Source organism: Catenibacterium mitsuokai (assembly GCF_025148785.1).
In the GTDB taxonomy this organism is placed as follows: Bacteria; Bacillota_I; Bacilli_A; order Erysipelotrichales; family Coprobacillaceae; genus Catenibacterium; species Catenibacterium mitsuoka.
This window is the reverse complement of sequence record NZ_CP102271.1, coordinates 878,535-899,249: the sequence shown is the minus strand read 5'-3', so window position 1 is coordinate 899,249 and position 20,715 is coordinate 878,535. Positions and strand designations below refer to the sequence as shown.

Here is a 20,715-nt window from a genome sequence, read left to right as displayed (position 1 = left end):
TTATTTGGCCTGTGGGCATTTTTTAATATTCTTATTTGAAAAGTGTACGCTCTTCTTCTGGTCTACTGAAATATTCCTCAAAATACTTCGATAGAATTTTTTCTGTCGCTACAGTTTTAGATATTCCTGATTCTTCGCAAAATTGTTCCAGCTGGTCACTAATCTCTTTTGCCAACTTAATATTTAAAATCTTAGCGTCTTTTTTCTGTCTTGGCATTAGCATCCCTCCTTGTTTGCAAGTTCTGGAAATAATTCCTCTAGCTTCTCTTCAAGAGTACCGTTTTTAGCGTATTCTAGCGCATCACAAAGCCTGATATTATGTTTTTTAATCGTAATTTCGTCACTGAATCCCATGATGTACGCCAAACAGATTCTATAAATAATCTCTGTTGGAGCAAGGCCATATACCTGTTCAGCGAAGATATGATTCAAACGCTCTTTTCTGTCTGGATATAGAGCTTTCATACGATCACTCTGATACAGACGTTTCACAATTTCTGTAACATACATACCAGACTTCATATAAAGGTCAACAAATGTTTTATCAGGATCATCAAAGCAACCAGGGTTTTCTCCTTCAAGACGGTCAACCATGTCCTTCACCGTAGGCTTAGGTGTGAAGATTTGGTTCGTCTTTTGTGGTGGAATGTAATCAAAGATATCTTCTTCATTAGCTACATCAAAGTAATCCGCAAGTTTAACCTTAAGACCAAGGAATTCTTTCACAGAGTCATTAAATACAATTGGATCAAACAGATGCCCCTCAAAGTGCTCTGTTGCTCCAGTTTCCTCATCCGGGTAATCACCGCCATCGCGAAGGAATCTAAACTGTTCAAGGGTGATGCTCGTCACATCAACGAATACCTGGTCCGGAATAATCTGATCGAACGTCTCAAGCGTGGTATCATCATCACCATATGCCATTAAGAATGACGGAATAGTTCGTGAGAAGCCACGTAAATGGTCTTTAATTGAATCTTCAATAGTACGTTTAGTCTTTTCCTTCTTTTCAGTCTCCACATCACGTACAACGGTCTCTCCAGCGTCTTTTACCATAGTGTCGATAGTTTTACCCATTCGTTCTTTAAAAGCCTCAGAAGCCTCTTTTTGCTTCTTATCGAAGGTGTTATTGATTTCAATAACTTCTTCTTCAGATGTTGCCGCAGCAATCTCATTTTGTCTGTCTGCTTCAAGGGCTTTTTGTTCTACCTGATAGCTACCGAATTCATATTCAAGAGTAGACTCCGCCACTGTATTGATCTTGTTTTCAATCTTTTTCGCAGCATGAGATGACATGTCATCTCCATATTTCTGTGTTGCTGTATCCATAATAGGCTTAGTAACCTGTTCTTTAAAAGCTTTTTTCAACTGTTCAAGCTGTTTCTGTGCTTCAATATCTGTTTTTGTTAGAGGCTTATCCGGAGTGGATTCGATGATATCGTTTAAAGTATCATGTACATCAACATTATCAAAAATCTTCTCTCCAAAAAGCTCTGTTGCTTCTCCAATAACCATTTCATCTGGTAATTCAACTTCGCCATCTTTATTGATATCCAATTCCTTACCTGTAGAAGGGGTAACTCCCGCAAGCGGTCCTGGATCTTTTGCTGGATCCATTTGCTGAATCATATCAATAACAGCCTGAGGCGCACGGAATACATTGCTGATATTCTGGAACAGGAAGTCGCTCATAAATCCTCTGCGGACCACTTCTTTTGATTTGATTTTTCTTGGGATAGACAATACTTTAGCTGCATCTAATGCAATCATTTCGCCATCTTCATCTTCTCCGATTACAGGGAAGAAATTCAATAATTCTCGTACATGGTCTTCACGAGTGCCTGTATCTCCTTTTCCACCAGAAGTACTAGAAGACAAGTCATTAGCAAATGCTTCAAAGATAATCAATGTTCTTGCTGGGTCAAAGTCAAATACGTAAGCATCTTTCTTACGGAAGAATTCACTACCGTTTGAGAACAAACAAGGATTTTGTGCTCTAAACGCTGCCTGCATATATAATCCAGGGCTCTTGATGCTAGAAAGCATCATTACTGCAGTCCATTCTGGAATAGTTACACCAGTCGTTAACTGACCTACAGAAAGCGTAATCGTTTTATCATAAGTTTCGATAGCATCTTTTACCTTGTCGAAGGATTTTAACACCTCGTCTTCTTCATCCAGACGTCCATCACCTGCGGCAAGAACTACTTTATAATCCTTAAATACAGGGTGTTTTTCAAGTTTCTTAGCTAGTGCCTTTGCACTATCTACACGGTTAAGAAGCCATAATGTGTGTTTTAATTCATCTCTAAGCTCCGGAGTAGAGAATGGGAACTTAGTCTGCATTGTCATAGCATCTAAGAATCTATCTACTGAACTGTTATGGACAAAGAATCCACGTTCATTTGTTGCAAAGAACTCATTTAAATCAAATGCATATTCTTCAGTTTCACCATTCACTTCCACACCTTGACTAAGTTCTTCTCGAATAATTTCACTCATCTGATATGTGTACATATTCAGCTGAGGCAGATTCTCATAAGGGTTCGGATCACCATCTACTGATTTCCAGTTTGCTTTTGCCCTTTGTTCATCAGCATAAGTCCAGTTATAAATAGCGTTTGCCGGGAACTTCTCGTTTGCAAGAGCTTTAAATGGTGTACCAGAAAGGTGCAATGTATGTTTTCTCTTAATATGGTCAAACGCAATATCTGTTTTATATGTATCAACACCTTCATGGGCTTCATCAATAACAAGCATATCCCATTCCATATGGGCTACTTCTTCAAGCTTATTGAAGTGTCCACCAAAGTACACAGAGCCTTTCAAATCTTGTAGAGAAACAAATTCAATACAATTTTCTCCAACATTTCCTTTAATCAACTCGTCTGTATATTGTTTTCTTGATAACACATGTGGTTGTGTTTTTAATGCGTCTACTTCACTAACAAATGAAAACCCGGATTCCGCACCGAGGAACTTGCAGTAATCTTCATACCAACTGTTAGCAATAGCAGGACGATTCGTAACAATAAGAACCTTTTCAAGACACATTCTCTTAGCAAGGTCATATACCGTTAAAGTTTTTCCAAAACGAGGTTTTGCATTATAAAGAAATTCGCCACGTTCATGAAGTGTGAAATAATCTTGTGCACGTTCAACAGCTTCATTTTGTTCATTACGAAGTCGGTATGGAATAACACTGTCAGCCTTCTTAATACCTCTATTCTCACGAAATTCATCAAGTTTAGATTTAGCCTCAGTAGGACTAATTTGGAACCATTCTGTACCTTTCTGACGTTTAATACCACATTTCACAAGATATGCGTGGAAGTCTGAGTCTTTAAAAAGTTCCCCAGATCCATCATCGAATGTTGCATTTTTCGACCATTCAATATGATATTCAATATCTGCTGTATGTGTTTGCTGACCGATACGTTTCTCAGCATCTTGTTCTGAATAACCAATTTTTACCCAACCGTTATGACGGGCAATTTCAGGAGTTGTGTAGCAATAAATAATTGGCACAACTTTTTTTGTGGTTTGAATAGTAATTTTAGGTGCCATATTATTCCATCTCCTTTACATTAGTTTCGATAAATGCAACTTCTTCAGCGCTTAACCCATACTTTCTATAAAGCTGTAAATCAATGTCATGAATAGATTTAGACCAGTCGATATCAGACTTAGATGTAAAGTCCTGGATAGGAACATATGCCCATGTTGGTTTTGCATTATTTTGTGTAACCTTTAAAATTGAAAGCAAAGTACGTAAAAATTTAGTTTTAACATACCTCAATGTCGCGTTAGCATCCTGCTCATTATCGCAAGCTCCTATCGAAATAAAAGTTTCTGTAAATCCAACCATCGGGCCTACTACTAACGGATTACTTAACGTTTCCCCAAATGCCCCCGAACCACTCGCTTTTGGTACCAAAACTTTATATTTTTTCAAATTATCTACATCTTTCACAAAATCTTTTCTAAACCACTTATAAAAACGGTTACTTTTATTCACCCCTAGAATTTGTATATATTCTTTATCATCTATAGGTTTTTCTTCTGTAAATAAGGTTGGCATACGCTCGAAACAACTCGGAGCAATTCGTCTATCAGCTGTTTTTTTCATTTCCTCTGGATGAACTTTGTATACCATATCTGAATAACGATAAATTCCACGATTTGTTATTACCGTACATAAGCTGTCTGTTGTTTTCTCCCACACTTTTTGTCTAATAGAATTTAATTCAGGGTATTTTGTAAATACACCAATTGCTTTATAAATAGTATCACAATCGCGATAAGTTATTGCGACACCACCCTTGATATCCGTATTGGCAAAAACTTTCGTAGCATCCTCCTCATAACGTAATACTTTAAAATGCTCGTCATTTAACATTTTTTCGTTCCATGCTTTTGGCGTTCCACCGGCATTAAACAAGAATCTAGCCGGATGAATCATTTCAACTTTCTTACTAATCGAAAATGCAGCTTCTAAGAAATTGTGATAAATAGGGGTACTATTATCGTTAGCTCCATTAGATTCTTGCTGATAAGGTGGATTTCCAATGCAAAAATCAAATAATTTTTTACTCATACTCTTTTAACCTCTTTTCTTACAATCTTTAAATAACATTGATGTGTTAGCACGCCAATCATAAATCTTACACGGAACAGCCTCTTCTATTGTTTCTGCTGATTGTGTTGTTTCATCTTCAAATTCAAGGAGTTCAAATAATGTTAATTGATGATTCTCCTCGTATGGTTTTCCTAGTGGAACTGTGTCTTTCAAACCATCCATCTGCCAGATATTCCAACTGATAATGTTCGCTATACGCGTCAATATCTTCATATTGGGATCATGTTTCCAACGCTCTATAAAATATTCGTAGAATGATAAAAGTACATTGATACGGGCAATCAAGAGATTGTCACCCTGGTACTCATAACCGTAACAGCTTTGTATTGCTCGCTCAGCCCATTTAAGCCATTCTTCTTCGGTGATTGTATTTTCATTCACAACACGTAGTTTACGGTCTAAAAATCCGATTCTATTGATTGGCGGTACAATCAACTCACCTGTTGTTGTATCATAACGTGAGACAAGATACGGGGCCTCTCCACATGTAATTTCAAGTCTACGGGAGTCCACGTATTTCTTCCATGTACGTTTTCCATCAAAAACTATCTTTTCTTCATTGACAGTCCATGTATTGTCGTTGTTCTCATGATTAAAGACATCTTTACGTCCAAACCACTGCTCATCAGCGTAATTGTTCATTTTATTGCAAAGCCACACGGGCGTCATAACCTCAGCCTTCTTGCGGGTGCGTTCTTGCTGTTCCTCAAAAGTCTTGCTAATACGAGGGCGCAGCTTAAACGCATTCGTTCCATTAAACAACGACTGCTTAATTTGGTTCTTATCGTTGAATCCTGGACCATATTCGCTATAAATGTCTGTAGCCCAGATAATGTTCTTTTTCGTTGATTTATCTTGAAGAAGAATCTTCAAGGTATCCTTTACGGGATACGCGTTAATATCAATCAGTTTATCCATTCGTATCTCCCCAAGTCTTTGTGTTCATAAGCCACAGTCCTTTCTTAGTATTTGTTCGTCATAAATATTTCTACACACATTATACACCAATATTGATGTATCGTCTGCGCGTTTCATCGTTTTTCACTATCTTTTATCATATATTATATGTCAGAAAAGCGCCGACTCATTGCCGACGCTTGTTTGTTTTATATAGTCTTCATTTTATTGATGATGATCATGTCACCAGTACACTGAACATCAACTTTATCGCCCACGTGATATCCAAGTGCTTCGAGTCACCGGCCCTGAAGCTGAATTCTTGGAATCTGCTGTTTACTATTTAAACCAAGTGGTGCCTTGTACACTTTGAGGCTGCGTTTTGATTTATACATTGTTTCCTCCTATACCCCGAATTGGGAACTAAATGTTAAATTTGCCATCCTCCGAACGGAACTAATCAAATTTCGCGAACGGAACTAATTAAATCCACGAACGGAACTAATTAAAATCACGAACGGAAGTAATCAAAGGGAAAATATCCTATCTGAACGGAACAAATCAACGAACGGAACAATTCAACGGGAAAATCACATCGCAATCGCAAAGCCATAAAGAAATCCACCAAAACAGACATTCAAGATCACATCATCAAATAATGGATCAAATGATAATACCCTTGTGAAAATACTGAAGAAGATAACTTGTAAGAAAGAGAAGAAAACAAATTTCTTACCTATTGTCTTATAACATACAATTGCGACAGGTAGATTCAGTACAATCACAAGCGTGGAAATAGATAATGAATATCCATAAAGCATGCTGATACGATTAATTAAAATCGCAATACCGGTAAAACCACTTGATAAAAGGTCAGAAGGATTCAAAAACGTCTGAAGAACAAATGTCTGTAAGAGTGCCGAAAAGAACACCGCAAAGAAAGTAATAATATATCTTTTATTTGTTTTGTAGGCTGCTGACAAGTTTTTCGACATTTTCCTGGTCCACACTTTCATAATCATTAGCATGTGTGCCCGTATAATAGCTATAAGTGACAGACTTGCCTGAAGTTGTAGGATCTTCTTCATAATCCTTACAAGAAGAATGTACCTGAGAGATACCTGTATGTTCCATTAAAGAGGATGCATTATTATAGTTCACACCACTTCCTGCAAGAATTTCAATATCCTTACCATAATTTTCTTGTAATGATTTGATTTTATCTGCTCCATCTATCGCAGTTGGCTGACCACCACTTGTCAAAACACGATCAATGCCAAGTTCAATTAATTGAGTCATAGCATGATCTAAATCATCACAGCAGTCAAAGGCACGATGGAATACAGCCGTACGATGGTATTTATGAATAAGTTCTACAAATTCTCTTGTACGCTTTTCGTCAATTGTATGATCACTCTTTAAAAAGCCAAAAGCGAGGCCATCTGCACCATTTTCTAATAGGTCTTCTGCTTCTAATAACATCTGTTTATATTCTATTTCATCATAAGTAAAACCAGCACCACGAGGTCTAACCATACAAATAATAGTTAATGTTGTTTCTCTTTTTAAGAGTTTTAATGAAGCCACAGAAGGTGTTAAACCACCTAAATAAAGGGCACTGTTTAGTTCAATGCGTGTGGCACCACCCTTATAAGCACGTAAGCCATCCTTATAGCTTCCACAGCATACTTCAATCATAGTTCTGTTTCCTTTCTAGATAATTGATATAGTGTTAAAGCATAAATCTTTGCATTTGTAATGAGATCCTCTCTTGTCATCCATTCATTGGGATTATGTCCAATACCTTTCTGTCCTGGAAAAGAAGGTCCAAATGGGACAATATGAGGCATCATTTTTGCATAAGTACCACCTGTTGTAGTAACTGGAGTTCCATCATTACCCGTTACATATTCATATGTCTCTTTCATGATTTCTACCATAGGTGCCTTTTTATCAAAATAAACAGGCTTGAAATGAGACACGACTTCATACTTATACCCTTCAATACGATTGAGTTTATCAAGTATTTCTTCTAGTGTAATTCCTGCTGGATAACTAATAGAAAAGCTGAAGTCTTCTTTAGTTAAATGATAGTTACGGATTTCTAATTGTCCAAACTCATCATTCTTATAATCAATACCAAGTCTTTCACCTTTGTTTTGTGTATTTAAGATATACTTATTCATAAAAGTAATCAAATGATCTAGATCAGCTTTCACTTTGATAACAGCACGTCCTCTTTCAGCATAAACAACAGGATATTTACAATCTGGTGTAAAGCCGGCAATAGGTGCTTTTTCATGATCTAAATAATATTTTAAATCCTCAAATCCTGATTCTTCATCACAGCCAAAGATGATACGTACTTCTCTTTCGGGCTTTATGCCAAGTCTCTTTAAAGCAGTTAAAGCATAAAGACATGAAAGAATAGGACCCTTGTTATCTAGAATACCACGGCTATAAATCACACCGTCTTCTTCATAAGCACTAAATGGTGGATGTTTCCAGCCTTCACCTACTGGTACAACATCTAAATGACCACAGGCACATACATAATCATCACTTTTACCGTAACGTGCATAACCGATATAATGATCAACATCCACTGTTTCAAATCCAAGATCACGAGATAACTGGAGTGTTTCATCAAGTGCATGGCGTACACCTTCTCCAAAAGGAGCATCATTCACAGCCTCAGATTCTACACTATCAATACGTACAATACGTTTGATGCCTTCAATCATCTCATCTGCAATCTCATCAACAGCCTTTAGTATTTCTTCATTCATTATTTTCTTACCAATGGGGCTGTTCTTGTACGCATATAATCATCAAGCCATTCCTGACTTGCTTTTTCAAACACGCTATGTTCACCTTCATGCTTTACTACAAATACAGTTGGTTCAAGTTCTGGAGTTGCAACTACAAATGAGAAACCTTCAATATTTGTGGCACATCCCCATTCACCTTTATTATTCATAGCGATTAAAGACATATCTCCTGCTTCACCACGACGTTTGATTAATTCTTTAGAGAATGTATTAACAGCCTTTTCACATGCAGCCTGTGGGTGCATACCTTCTTTCATCATTCTTACGATTTCATAAGAGACACAGCCCTTCATTACATCTTCACCAAGTCCTGTAGCACTTGCACCACCGACTTCACTATCAACATAGAAACCTGATCCAGATACAGGTGAATCACCTACTCTACCAGAACGCTTCATAAATAGACCGCTCGTAGAAGTTGCAGAAGTCATCTTTGCATTTTCATCTAAGCAGACCATACCTACTGTATCATGACCAGAATAAGGTTTAATTTCCTGAGTCATTTCTTTTAATCTATTATGATAATGAATTTCAGCACGTTCAGTGAGCATGTTCTTTCTTTCAAAACCATTCTTAGATGCATACTTTTCAGCACCTGCACCAACTAAGAAGTTGTTGACCTTTTCATGAGATAATTTTCTTGCGATTTCTACAGGATTGGCAAAGTCTTTGATTGCACCAACACATCCTACTGAAAGAGTATTTCCGTTCATATAAGCCGCATCTAATTCAACAATCATTTCTTCGTTAGGTAATCCCCCATAACCTACTGATTTATAATATGGGAAATCTTCTACAGCCTTAACAGCTTCAACGATTGCATCTCCTGCATCTCCATGATTCTTTAACATTTCATCTGCTTTTGTAATACCTTCTAAAGCCATTCTCCAAGTAGCAATAATACCGTACATATTAATATCCTCCTTTTATTGAAAGAGGATACGTCCTCACGTATCCTCAAGTTAATTTAGAAACAATATTTAGAAGCAACAATGTCTTCGTCTTTCTGCTCACACATCGCCTTGGCAAGCTGACAGATTCCTTCTAATGATTCATTTAAACCAGTACCACCCTTCTTAGGTGTCTTGATAATATGAACCTTGTCTTTATATTCATTAATTGTCTCTTCATTTTCTATACTCATTGCAGCCATAGCATGTGAATGAGTTTTTTCGTTAATATCATAAGCGACACGTGCAGCCATGCGTCCATAGCCAAGATAGTTGAAACATGGACCACATACAACAACATCTGGTTTAATTTTTTCTACCATTGCGCAAAGTTTACGGCTGACTTCATCACTATTTGCTTCATAGAATCCATCTCCACAATATAAACAGCATACAACATGTCCATTTACCTGTTTTAAGAATGGTTCCATCATAATAGCAGGTCCACATGATTCTTTTACTAGTCCTAAAGGTACCATGTGATCATCTTTAATCCCTTTACCAGACTGGATCTGGTCATAAATCATTACGATTTTCATGTTTCGTCTCTCCTTCTTATAGATCGTCAAAAGATAAGTCGTCTAAATCAATGTCGTCTTCTTCTTTAGCAGCCTGAGCCTGAGCTTCTTCATTTAAGTACTGCTTATCAAGTACCTTGATGAATGGCATATAGATAATAACACCAATAACGATTAAGGCAGCCTGAAGCAGTGCACCTACCCAGTTAGTTGCTAAGAAACCTGAGATAATTGGTGGCATAGTCCAAGGGATGTTGATACCTGAACAGATTGGAACAATCTTAAGAGCCATACAGAAGTATGAGATAATGATGTTTACTGTTGGTACTAACATGAATGGAATAAGCATAGTTGGATTTAATACGATTGGTAAACCGAATACGATTGGTTCGTTGATACCAAAGATACCTGGAACTAAAGCAAGTTTACCTAAGTCTGTAATACGTTTAGATTTACAGAATAATAACATTGCGATTAATAATGATAATGTAGAACCACATCCACCAAATGTAGCGAATAAGTCCTGGAACTGCTGACAGATGATATGTCCTGTACCCTGGTGATGAGTGAAGTAAAGAATGTTTTCAGCTGATAAAGTCTGAAGAATTGGGTTAAATACAGCACCTACTACAGATCCACCGTTAATACCGAAGAACCAGAATAAGTGTAAGAAGATATAAGCAACAACCATTGCCCCTAATGTATCACCAAGGTTAAGTAATGGTGTCTGTAAGAATTCAAAGATAATCTGGAATACGTTTGTTCCTAAGAAACCAAACATTAAGTTTACTAGGAAGAAGAAAGTCATTACAAATGTTGCTGGAATCAATGCTGAGAAAGATTCTACAACTGTTGGTGGAACACCAGCTGGCATCTTGATTGTCCAGCCTTTACCTTCTACCCAAGCATAGATATGTACGCTTAAGAATGCAGTAATGATACCTACGAAGATACCCTTAGCACCAACCCATCCTAATGGGATACCAGAAAGAGTTGCTTCAATAGTTTTAGATCCTACAGCAACATTACCAGTGATTGAATATGGCATGATTAGGAACCATGACATAAGTGCGCAGGCAGCACCGAAGATCTTGTTTGTCTTCATCTGACCAGCAAATGAATAAGCGATACCCATTACTGCAAATACTGCCATGATAGTGAATGTTGCATCAGATGGCTTTGATAAGAATGCAGCAAGTGACTCACCAGTTGTCTGATTGATAATTGTTGATTCTAAAAATTTTGTCCAAGCTGCAATTGGAAAGTTTGCGATTAATAAGAAAATTGATCCTGCAATAAGTAATGGTGTTGATACTAAGAAACCATCACGAATTGACATTAAGTATTTATTACGCCCAATTTTTTCCGCTAAAGGCATTAAATACTTTTCAAGTTGTTTCATCATACTTTAAGTACTCCCTTTAATTATTATTTATTGTTTTTTTTGATTAATAGAATAGCTTTTTTAAGTACTCTTTCACCGTTCATCATACCGTAATCATCCTGGTCGATCACAGAAATAGGTATGTTTAGGTGCCCGAAGTTAGCTACTGTTTCGTCATAAAGATATTCAACCTGTGGACCAAGTAAAATACAATCAGGACAATCAGATTTAACGATTTCTCCTAATTTGTTATGAGAGAAAGCAGCCACCTTGATTGGTAAGTTATGGCTATTTGCGACTTCCTGCATCTTGCTTGCAAGAATACTAGTAGACATACCTGCACTACAGAATAAATAAACCTTTTTCATCCTATTCTCCTCCTTCTAATTTTTTAATTCTTTGAGATAGTTTGATAATCTCTTCAGCCATGATTTTTGTTGTTTCAGCATTCATAAGCTGATCTTCCGCATGCATAAGAAGAATTGTTGGAACTGTCTTTTCACCACATGCTTCCTTCTGGATAAGTGATGCATGTGCTTCATGACCTTTCACAAAACTTTCTTCTCCTTCTTTTATTTTTGCGCGAGCTTCATCAAAATCACCCTTCTCAGCAAGATACATTGCCTGTACATAACGTGACTTTGCAGTACCCACGGCAGAAATAATGTTAAAACTTAATAATTCTAAATCTTCCATGTGATTTCCTCCATCTCACAATTCATAGTATAAACTTATATTTATTTTCAGGTAGTGAATGCGATTTCCTCTATTTAGGAAAAATTCACTACTTTAGTACGTGCTAGATAATCATGTAATGCTAGATGTTCTTTCTTATTCACTAAACATAAAATAGCACTCACGATTGTAATCGCAAAGCCAACATACATCATCGGCTTTACCAAACTAATACCTAAACTGATCTGTAATACCTGATGTAATATTGTACTTGCAGAATATAGAACGCCTTCAATAATAATGGCGCCTAATACTTCTCTAAGTATCAGTTCTTTAAGGCCTACATCTTTGCCATCACTCTTTACAATCTTAATATGACATATTCTTTTACCAATTGTCTGTCCCTTATTAATCACCAAAGGAATAATGACATAATAAATAATTGCGCCTAGTAATGCGAATAGCCCACAAATCAGTCCTAATTGATGAGGGTATTCTAATAGATTCTGGTTCTTCATTGTGCCATAAATCTTCTGTGACACAATTGCGATAGGAAATGATGTAAAAAGAGCACCAATATACCAATCTAATAAATATGCACCAAAACGTCTTGGTAATGATGCAATAGTCTGTTGTTGTTTTTTCATATGTTACCTCACGCTGTCATTAATTTCATAAATTGTTGATAATTGTCTGCTTCGATAAACTGCATCAGCTGGTTGTAATCAATAAGTACATTGGATAACCAGTCAAAAAATGTATGCAGCATCTGATTATCCTGTTCACTAATAGATAATAAGAGAATAAGACGTACTTCATACTTACCCCACTTAACGGGATTCTTTAAGACCATGACGGATATAGTAGAACGCAATGGCTGTACTGTAATGGCATGAGGTACCGCAAAGCCCTGCACAAAGGCTGTTCCTGCCATCTCTTCTCTTTTAAAAACATCTTCTTTATATTCTTGTGTGGCATAGCCTAACTGAATCAGATTGTCACATAAATAGTTAATGGCATCTTCCTTAGATGCGATGTCTTTTTTTATAAAGAATGTTTCCTGTCCGATCAGCTTCTTTACAATATGACAGAACTGATCATGATATTTTTCTCTATCTAATTGATTCAATGCCTGGAAGATCTGACTTTCATCCTCATAGTTCACAAATAAACTGATTGATACTGTCTTAATAGATAATTCATGCTGTAAAGGTACAACAGTCAAAATCAAGTCAGGATGAAGTGATGCAATCATATTATTTTCAAAGAATGGGAATACTTTAATAATTTCCATACGTTCTCTAAAACGTGTTTCAATCTTATCCATACATGCTTTCGCCAGCATCTGATTATGGGGAATAATCATAACTACACGGTATTTCTGTGTATCGATATGTCTTTCATAGGCTGTTCCAAAATGTAAAGCGAGATAAGAGATTTCATCTTCTACTAAAGGTTTACCTGTAGCTTTAGAAATGACATCGCTGGCATGTATCGCCATTTCAAAGACTAGAGGATATTGCCTTTTAATCTCCTTTAAATAAGCTGTTGTATTAGGTTTATCTACTTTAATACGATCAAGCAAAGACTGCATATGAATGACTAAGCTATTGTAAAGTTCTTCATCATCTCTAAAATCAATATCAAAACAATCTTTAATGTCTAATAATACTTCTTCTACTAACTGTTGTGATTCTGCTTTTAAGTCTACATGACTGCCTCTTCCTTCTAATAAGAAAGCAAACTTAACGACTTCTTCTTCAACATAAGGAATACCTAACTTTTGTGATAATTCTTCAAAGAAATCCTTTGAGACACGATACTCTAAATCAATACCTGTACAATCACTCTGTGTTTCATATAAATAATTCTTATTCCTGATACGTTCAATCGCAATACCCGCATGCATCATCAACATAGGAAGACTGACATTCTTGAACTTATAATGATTATTTGCGCAGACATTCTTAAAGATTTCTACCACATCAATGAGATTAAAATCCTTCCATAAATGAGACAAGGCACTGATATTTGTGAAGTTTCCTTTGATTTCTGATTCTAATAGATGCTTATATACAGAACGCTTCTCATTTTCATTACCTTCTAAACGAATGTGGTTCTTTACACGTACCACTTTTAAAGAAGGATATTCATTGAGTATACGTCTGATATTTCTTAAGTCATTATCAATCGTATAACCACTGACATAAATACGATCCTGTAATTCAATGAGATTGATTTCCTGTTTAAACAATAATTCCTTAATGATCCAAGATACACGTTCCTGAGATGTCTGAGGAATGACTGACTTTGTCGTAATTCCTTTGACACTTGTCAGCATCTCGTCTAAGTGATAACCTTTACGACGATTGGCTTCTATAAGAGTACATTCATACTCTTTATTAATATGCTCAATATCAGAACGGATTGTACGATCTGATACAGACAACATAGAAGCAAGCTCTTTACCTGTCACCCATTCATCATAATCATAAAGGATATCTATAATACGCTGCTGTCTATTATTCATACGTATAACCTCCTGTACCTTTATTGTAATGGTTTACAGTGCTTTATGCATTCAATTTCACTTCCTAAGTGTTAGGAAATGAAAAAAAGAACCTTTCGGTTCTTATAAATCAATAATATCTAGAATATCATAGGCTGCCTTCAACATCTTTGGATGGAAGTCCCCTTCTCCGGATTCATCCACAACTCTTTGAAGTTCTTTAGTAATCTCAATAAAGTCATCTTTTAGGAAAGGACCTCTTGTACATAATAAATCAAATGTCTGATTCCAATAGAATAAATGATACCCGCTAGAACGGTAGCCATGACTCGCATAAAACTTAGTACGTCTTAAACGCTGTTCATAGTTATCTGCTTGATCATCTAAAGGTTCCATATCCAACACAATCTGTCTTTGATAGAGATCATCCATCAACTTTAAAGTACGTCCGCCATACCCACGAGAACGAAGTGATGAACGAATTGCGAGATAGAATAAATAAACACATGTAGCAGATGTCATTGTCATAAAGAAACCAACAAATGTGTCTTCATCATAGACACCATAAAGATCGGATATACCTGTTTGAGATAAATCAATCATTCTCTCAATAGAGACACGTTCTTCTTTAGGGAATGCTTCATTATTAAGATCTTCTAATTCCTTAAAATTCTCTGTAATTCTTTTAGCCGTTAACGCCATAGATTATCCTCCATTAATATGACTATTCTATGCTGTTTTCTTCTTTTTTTCAAATGATTACGCTATAATGGTTAGAAAAGAAAGGATGAATTTATGCTTACATATAGTTTTGATGAAAATAACCATAAATCTCTCTACCAGCAATTATATACATTTATCAAAAATGATATTCTAGAGGGACATCTGATAGCAGATGAGAAGTTACCTTCTAAGCGTACATTTGCGAAAAATCTAGGTATTAGTATTATCACAATAGAGAATGCTTATGCTCAGTTAATGGCTGAAGGATATATTTATTCTTTACCTAAGAAAGGCTTTTATGTATCTCCTATTAATAATAAGACACCCCTTATTCCTGCCAAGATGATTCATAAACCTTCTATTAAGAAAGAATCCTATTGGTGTGATTTCTCTTCTAATCAGACACCAGCCCATTTGTTTCCTTTCACAACCTGGGCAAAACTTATGAAGGACGTATTAAATGAACACCAATCAGAACTAATGGTTAATCCTCCAGTAGGTGGTATTTATGAATTAAGAGAAGCGATTTCTCACCATTTAAAAGAATTCAGAAATATGGATGTTGAACCAGAAAGAATTATTATTGGTGCAGGAACTGAATATTTATATGGACTACTCGTACAATTATTAGGTTTAGATCTTGTCTATGCCGTAGAGAATCCTGGTTATAATAAAATATTAGATGTTTATTCTAGTTTGGGAGCAAAATGTGTTCCTATAGATATGGATGAGCAGGGAATACTAGTCAATCAATTAGAAGATTTAGATGTAGATATTGCGCATATCTCTCCTTCTCATCATTTCCCAACTGGTATTATTATGCCTGTATCTCGACGTTATGAATTACTTGGATGGGCAAATAAGAAGGAACATCGCTATATTATAGAAGATGATTATGACAGTGAATTGCGTTTAAGTGGACAGCCTATTCCTGCCCTGCAAAGTATTGATTTAAGTGAAAAGGTTATTTATATGAATACTTTTACTAAGACTCTTGCCTCTACAATTCGTATTAGTTATATGGTGCTTCCTCACCATTTATTAGAACGCTATAATAAGAAGCTCTCTTTTTATGCCTGTACAGTCTCTAACTTCGAACAATATACTCTTGCATCATTTATTAATGAACATTATTTTGATAAGCATATTACTAAATTACGTAACCATTATCATAATAAGCGTGATGCGATTGTAAAAATGTTAGAAGAAAGTAGTTTAAAGGATATGATTACTATTTCCAAGGAAGATGCAGGTCTTCATTTCCTTATCACGATTCATACACATATGTCTGATGAAACACTTATCAATAAATTAAAAGAAGAAGGAATCCATCTAAGAGCTATTTCTCATTACTATCTTAAGAATATACCTCATACATCCCATACCTTCATTATGAACTACTCTTCTATCGATTTAGATAAGTTACCACAGGCTATAGAAATATTAGAAAAAATACTTTATTGACATATTTCTTAAAATATATTAAAGTAAATCATGCAAAAAAAGAAGATTGATTTAGGGTATTATTGGAAACGCACAAGCATAGCTTGATAACGAACAACACTTATATTAAGTGTTGTTTTTTTGTATAATTTCAAGAAAGGAGCATTTTTCCAATGCCTAAAACATTTAAACAGAATTTATTATTTACTGCGATGATGTCATTCTTAATGGTGTATGTCATGATTCTCTTCAACATCTCATTAAATATCGGAGGAATGACAAACCAGGTCTTTTTACTTGCCTTCCACGAAATGATTATCATGTGGCCTGTCGCTTTCTTTTTAGAACTACTTGTTGTAGATTCTTTAGCTCATAAGCTTGCTTTCCGTTTTGTACAGACTACAGATCGTCCTATTGTGATTACTCTTGCAATCTCATGTATGATTGTTTGTATCATGTGTCCATGCATGAGTTTAATCGCAACTGTATTATTCAAGAACATTGATGTTTCAGTCTATTTCCAGACAACATTCATAAACTTCCCTGTCGCATTATTATTCCAGATTTTCTATTGTGGTCCTCTGATCCGTTTCTTATTTGGGAAAATCGTACATGAATAAGGTCAGTTTTAAAACTGACCTTATTTTTTTAGTTGATAACTGAATATTTATATAATGTCAGAATGTATGTATAGTGTTATTCATCAAAGGGGGAGTTTTATATGAAAGAAAATAAAACATTAAAAATTGCAGTAACAGGATTGATGGCGGCTTTAGCTTATATCGCCTTCACATTCCTACAGATCAAGATTCCAACACCAGGAGGAACTACTTCATTCCATTTAGGAAATACTTTCTGTGTATTGGCTGCTTTATTATTAGGTGGTGTTCCTGGTGGAGTTGCAGGCGCAGTTGGTATGGGTATTGGTGATTTACTTGATCCTACTTATGTAATAGTTGCACCAAAGACATTTATCTTAAAGTTTAGTATTGGGGTTATTACAGGTCTAGTAGCCCATAGAGTATTCAAGATTCAAAAACTAGAAGGTAAGCAGTTAGTGATTGGTGTAGTCGCTTCTACATTTGCAGGTTTATTATTTAATGTGATTGCTGAACCACTATTCTCTTATTTCTATACTTCAGTATTACTTGGTGCACCTTCTCAAGCTGCTTTAGCTCTTGCATCTTGGAATGCAGTGACTACTATTACTAATGCAGTCATTGCGATTGTGATTTCTTCAGCACTTTATTTAGCTTTAGCACCTACATTTAAAAAGAGTGGTTTATTAGATAAATTACATACAGTTAAAAAAGACTAATTTAAAAGGACTCAATGAGTCCTTATTTTAGTTTAAAACCATCTTTAAAAGCACGCCCAACAATCTTTCCTAAACCTACATATTGATTATTGAATGGATCAAATGTGATAGGCTTTACTTTAGATACATCGACTCTTCCTGTTTCATCTAAGATACGTTCATCTACAGATACATTGACAATTTCACCTTTCATGATTTCTGTATCTAAATCATAGTCCTTGAGACGACATTCTAGACATATAGGTAATTCATTGATAATAGGTGCATGAACTTTACTAGATGGCGTATAAGTAAAACCTGCTTTTTCTAGTTTATTGGGTTCCTTATGCCCTGATACAACACCCACATAATCACACGCTACTACATGATCTTCATCTGCAATACTGACAGTAAAAGCCTGTGTTTTTAAGATATTCTGGACTGTTTTATGTCCACTAGAAAGACTCAATGAAATTTCCATTGTATCGCTAATGCCACCCCATGCTGCATTCATTAAATCAGGATGATCATTCTTATCAAAACTCCCAATCATATAGACAGGCTGTGGATAAGTAAGTGCACGTGCACCAAAATCTTTTCTCATTTCTTTTGTCTCCTTTTAAGTATTTTCATAGCAGTTTGATAAAGTGCATCATCAGAAAGATTATTGATTCTTTCCGCTTTTATATAAGTAGGATAATCATCAATATCTGGATCATCACCACATATATCAATACCAATTACTTCACAGTTTTTTAAGAAGTGCGCTAATACATCCTCTAACATCCCCAGTGACATATCTCCTTGATTCCAGTTTGTCATGGCATATCTTTCATCTAAGACATCCTTATCTATAGAAATATAAACAGGATATTTCGTTTCAAGAGGAATAGTAGCACCTTGTTCTAGTTCTTCTATGCTGAAACTTAATACTTTATTCCGTTCCACTGATTTTAAATCATGTTTACTTGGTCCTATTAAGTATAAACGATGAAGGAAAGGATTTTGTAAAGCTTTTTTAGCCCAGTTTCCACAGCTAAGCATATCTCCTACAATAGAAGATTGCATGTCTGTATGATGATCAATCAAAACAAGATCAAAAGGTTCATGAATAAAATCAGTCATCAATTTAGTGATGTAATGATAATCGCCTGAATCAATAAAATGAATACCAGAAATACCATTCTTACTTATCATCTCTTTTAATTGTTTTTCTGCATGTTGATCACAGAATAAGCGTGTTCCTTCAATGTCACTACAATCATAATAAGTTAACTGTGGATAATCCCCTTTATAGGAATGAGTAAAATCAAATACATAGTTACGCATCTTTATCACCTGTTGATAATTATAGTCTTTATTTAGCACTTGTCAAATCAGACTGCTAAAAAAGAGATAGCCATAGCTATCTCTTGAGTATTATAATTCTTCACCGTTTGTTTCAATAACGTGTTTATACCAGTAAAATGATTTCTTCTTACTTCTAGAGAAGTCCCCTTCATGGTTATTATTATAGTTAACATAGATGAAACCATAACGTTTATCATATTCACCAGTAGAAGCAGATACGATATCAAATGGAGACCACATAGTATAACCTAAAAGATCAACGCCATCATAAGTGACTGCATCTCTCATCGCTTCAATGTGTGCCTTTAAGTAATCAATACGATACTGGTCATCTACAGTACCATCTGCTTCTTTCTTATCATAAGCACCAAAACCGTTTTCTACAATCATCATTGGAAGTTCATAACGATCATAGAACCAGTTTAAGCACCAGCGTAATCCTAATGGGTCAATCTGCCATCCCCAGTCAGAAGCCTTTAGATATTCATTTCTTACAAAGTCTTCATTAAAGTAATCAAATGTCTTTTCATTACGTCCCTGATACTTAGTTGCAAATGACATGTAATAAGAGAATCCGATGTAATCTACTTTACCTTCACTTAAGATTTTCTTATCCTCTTCAGTAATGAAATCATATCCTTTTCTTTCAAACTTCTTTAAGATATAGTTTGGATAATGTCCTCTTGCATGCACATCAGTAAACCAATATTTCTGATGCATAGCACCTAAGGCATTCATCATATCTTCTGGTTTTGGAGAAGCTGGATAAACACCATTCATACCAATCATACAACCAACCTTTAAGTCAGGATTGATTTCATGAGCTGCCTTAACTGCAAGTGCTGAAGCGACTAATTCATGATGAGCTGATAAATACATTAAATATTCAGCATCATCGCCTTCTTTTAATAATACAGCACCTTCCTGGATTAAGTTATGCTGAGTCGGATCAGCCTGGTTATTGATTTCATTAAATGTCATCCAGTATTTTACTTTATGCTGATATCTTTCAAAACATACCTTTGCGAACTTCACAAACATATCAATGGCTTTACGATTTCTAAATCCTCCATATTCTTTTGCGAGTGCCCAAGGTAATTCAAAATGTGATAATGTGATGACTGGTTCAATACCATATTTTAATAATTCATCAAATACATCATCATAGAACTTTAAACCTTCCTCATTAGGTGTTTCTTCATCTCCTCTTGGGAAGATTCTTGTCCAGGCAATAGAAGTTCTAAATGCCTTGAATCCCATTTCAGCAAGTAATGCGATATCTTCCTTATAATGATGATAGAAGTCTACACCTACATGGTTCGGATAATCTTCTCCAGGAAGAACACCATCTGTTAAACGTCTAGGTGCTCCTGTTACGTTATCTCCCGCTGTTTCTACATCTGTACAGCTGATTCCTTTTCCGCCTTCCTGCCAGGCACCTTCACACTGATGAGCAGCCACTGCGCCGCCCCATAAAAAGTCGTCTCTAAACATTGTCT

The 20,715-nt window shown here is 35.7% G+C and carries 21 protein-coding genes; 3 read left to right on the top strand and 18 right to left on the bottom strand.

The window, feature by feature from the left end:
* Positions 1–31: 31 nt before the first annotated feature.
* From NQ499_RS04530 to NQ499_RS04460, 15 genes are all read right to left on the bottom strand, one after another.
* Positions 32–217, bottom strand: coding sequence for a hypothetical protein (locus NQ499_RS04530; RefSeq protein WP_040389629.1), 186 nt, complete (start codon positions 215–217; stop codon positions 32–34).
* Positions 217–3,567, bottom strand: a complete 3,351-nt coding sequence (locus NQ499_RS04525; protein ID WP_006504772.1) for a DEAD/DEAH box helicase — start codon at positions 3,565–3,567, stop codon at positions 217–219. The genes NQ499_RS04530 and NQ499_RS04525 overlap by 1 nt, the downstream gene beginning before the upstream one ends.
* A 1-nt stretch (position 3,568) precedes the next feature.
* A complete protein-coding gene (locus NQ499_RS04520; protein WP_006504771.1) occupies positions 3,569–4,597 on the bottom strand; it encodes an Eco57I restriction-modification methylase domain-containing protein in 1,029 nt (342 codons plus the stop codon).
* A gap of 6 nt (positions 4,598–4,603) precedes the next feature.
* On the bottom strand, positions 4,604–5,557 hold the full coding sequence (locus NQ499_RS04515) for a hypothetical protein (RefSeq protein WP_006504770.1): 954 nt from the start codon (positions 5,555–5,557) through the stop codon (positions 4,604–4,606).
* 569 nt (positions 5,558–6,126) lie between these two features.
* Positions 6,127–6,531, bottom strand: coding sequence for a YitT family protein (locus NQ499_RS04510; RefSeq protein ID WP_006504769.1), 405 nt, complete (start codon positions 6,529–6,531; stop codon positions 6,127–6,129).
* Positions 6,494–7,234 carry a copper homeostasis protein CutC gene (locus NQ499_RS04505; RefSeq protein WP_006504768.1) on the bottom strand — a complete coding sequence of 247 codons (741 nt, stop codon included), beginning with the start codon at positions 7,232–7,234 and terminating at the stop codon, positions 6,494–6,496. The genes NQ499_RS04510 and NQ499_RS04505 overlap by 38 nt, the downstream gene beginning before the upstream one ends.
* Entirely contained in the window at positions 7,231–8,325 is a 1,095-nt protein-coding gene (locus tag NQ499_RS04500) for a Sapep family Mn(2+)-dependent dipeptidase (RefSeq protein WP_006504767.1), read from the bottom strand. Before NQ499_RS04500 ends, NQ499_RS04505 begins: the two co-directional genes overlap by 4 nt.
* Positions 8,325–9,278, bottom strand: coding sequence for a N(4)-(beta-N-acetylglucosaminyl)-L-asparaginase (locus NQ499_RS04495; RefSeq protein WP_006504766.1), 954 nt, complete (start codon positions 9,276–9,278; stop codon positions 8,325–8,327). The genes NQ499_RS04500 and NQ499_RS04495 overlap by 1 nt, the downstream gene beginning before the upstream one ends.
* Before the next feature lie 56 nt (positions 9,279–9,334).
* On the bottom strand, positions 9,335–9,856 hold the full coding sequence (locus tag NQ499_RS04490; RefSeq protein ID WP_006504765.1) for a GrdB-related putative oxidoreductase: 522 nt from the start codon (positions 9,854–9,856) through the stop codon (positions 9,335–9,337).
* 16 nt (positions 9,857–9,872) lie between these two features.
* Positions 9,873–11,240 carry a PTS sugar transporter subunit IIC gene (locus NQ499_RS04485; protein ID WP_006504764.1) on the bottom strand — a complete coding sequence of 456 codons (1,368 nt, stop codon included), beginning with the start codon at positions 11,238–11,240 and terminating at the stop codon, positions 9,873–9,875.
* A 23-nt stretch (positions 11,241–11,263) separates the two neighbouring features.
* Positions 11,264–11,587 (bottom strand): PTS sugar transporter subunit IIB, encoded by a 324-nt coding sequence (locus NQ499_RS04480; RefSeq protein WP_006504763.1) that lies wholly within the window; start codon positions 11,585–11,587, stop codon positions 11,264–11,266.
* Between the two features lies 1 nt (position 11,588).
* Positions 11,589–11,915, bottom strand: a complete 327-nt coding sequence (locus NQ499_RS04475; protein WP_006504762.1) for a PTS lactose/cellobiose transporter subunit IIA — start codon at positions 11,913–11,915, stop codon at positions 11,589–11,591.
* A 74-nt stretch (positions 11,916–11,989) separates the two neighbouring features.
* Positions 11,990–12,541, bottom strand: a complete 552-nt coding sequence (locus NQ499_RS04470) for an RDD family protein (RefSeq protein ID WP_006504761.1) — start codon at positions 12,539–12,541, stop codon at positions 11,990–11,992.
* 8 nt (positions 12,542–12,549) lie between these two features.
* On the bottom strand, positions 12,550–14,424 hold the full coding sequence (locus NQ499_RS04465; RefSeq protein WP_006504760.1) for a BglG family transcription antiterminator: 1,875 nt from the start codon (positions 14,422–14,424) through the stop codon (positions 12,550–12,552).
* 102 nt (positions 14,425–14,526) lie between these two features.
* Positions 14,527–15,105 carry a GNAT family N-acetyltransferase gene (locus NQ499_RS04460; RefSeq protein WP_006504759.1) on the bottom strand — a complete coding sequence of 193 codons (579 nt, stop codon included), beginning with the start codon at positions 15,103–15,105 and terminating at the stop codon, positions 14,527–14,529.
* Positions 15,106–15,198: 93 nt separating this feature from the next.
* Between NQ499_RS04460 and pdxR the strand changes: the two genes are divergently transcribed.
* The 3 genes from pdxR to NQ499_RS04445 all read left to right on the top strand — a co-directional run bounded on the left by pdxR (position 15,199) and on the right by NQ499_RS04445 (position 17,887).
* Positions 15,199–16,590: a MocR-like pyridoxine biosynthesis transcription factor PdxR gene (gene pdxR / locus NQ499_RS04455; protein WP_006504758.1), complete on the top strand. Its 1,392-nt coding sequence runs from the start codon at positions 15,199–15,201 to the stop codon at positions 16,588–16,590.
* Positions 16,591–16,742: 152 nt separating this feature from the next.
* Entirely contained in the window at positions 16,743–17,189 is a 447-nt protein-coding gene (locus NQ499_RS04450) for a DUF2798 domain-containing protein (protein WP_006504757.1), read from the top strand.
* A 101-nt stretch (positions 17,190–17,290) separates the two neighbouring features.
* Entirely contained in the window at positions 17,291–17,887 is a 597-nt protein-coding gene (locus NQ499_RS04445; protein ID WP_006504756.1) for an ECF transporter S component, read from the top strand.
* A gap of 22 nt (positions 17,888–17,909) precedes the next feature.
* On the opposite strand, the gene NQ499_RS04440 is transcribed toward NQ499_RS04445, so the two are convergent.
* The 3 genes from NQ499_RS04440 to NQ499_RS04430 form a co-directional block, all read right to left on the bottom strand.
* Positions 17,910–18,470 carry a flavin reductase family protein gene (locus NQ499_RS04440; protein WP_006504755.1) on the bottom strand — a complete coding sequence of 187 codons (561 nt, stop codon included), beginning with the start codon at positions 18,468–18,470 and terminating at the stop codon, positions 17,910–17,912.
* Positions 18,467–19,195, bottom strand: a complete 729-nt coding sequence (locus tag NQ499_RS04435) for an arginase family protein (RefSeq protein WP_040389628.1) — start codon at positions 19,193–19,195, stop codon at positions 18,467–18,469. The genes NQ499_RS04440 and NQ499_RS04435 overlap by 4 nt, the downstream gene beginning before the upstream one ends.
* Positions 19,196–19,285: 90 nt before the next feature.
* Positions 19,286–20,710, bottom strand: coding sequence for a 6-phospho-beta-glucosidase (locus tag NQ499_RS04430; protein WP_006504753.1), 1,425 nt, complete (start codon positions 20,708–20,710; stop codon positions 19,286–19,288).
* Positions 20,711–20,715: the final 5 nt, after the last annotated feature.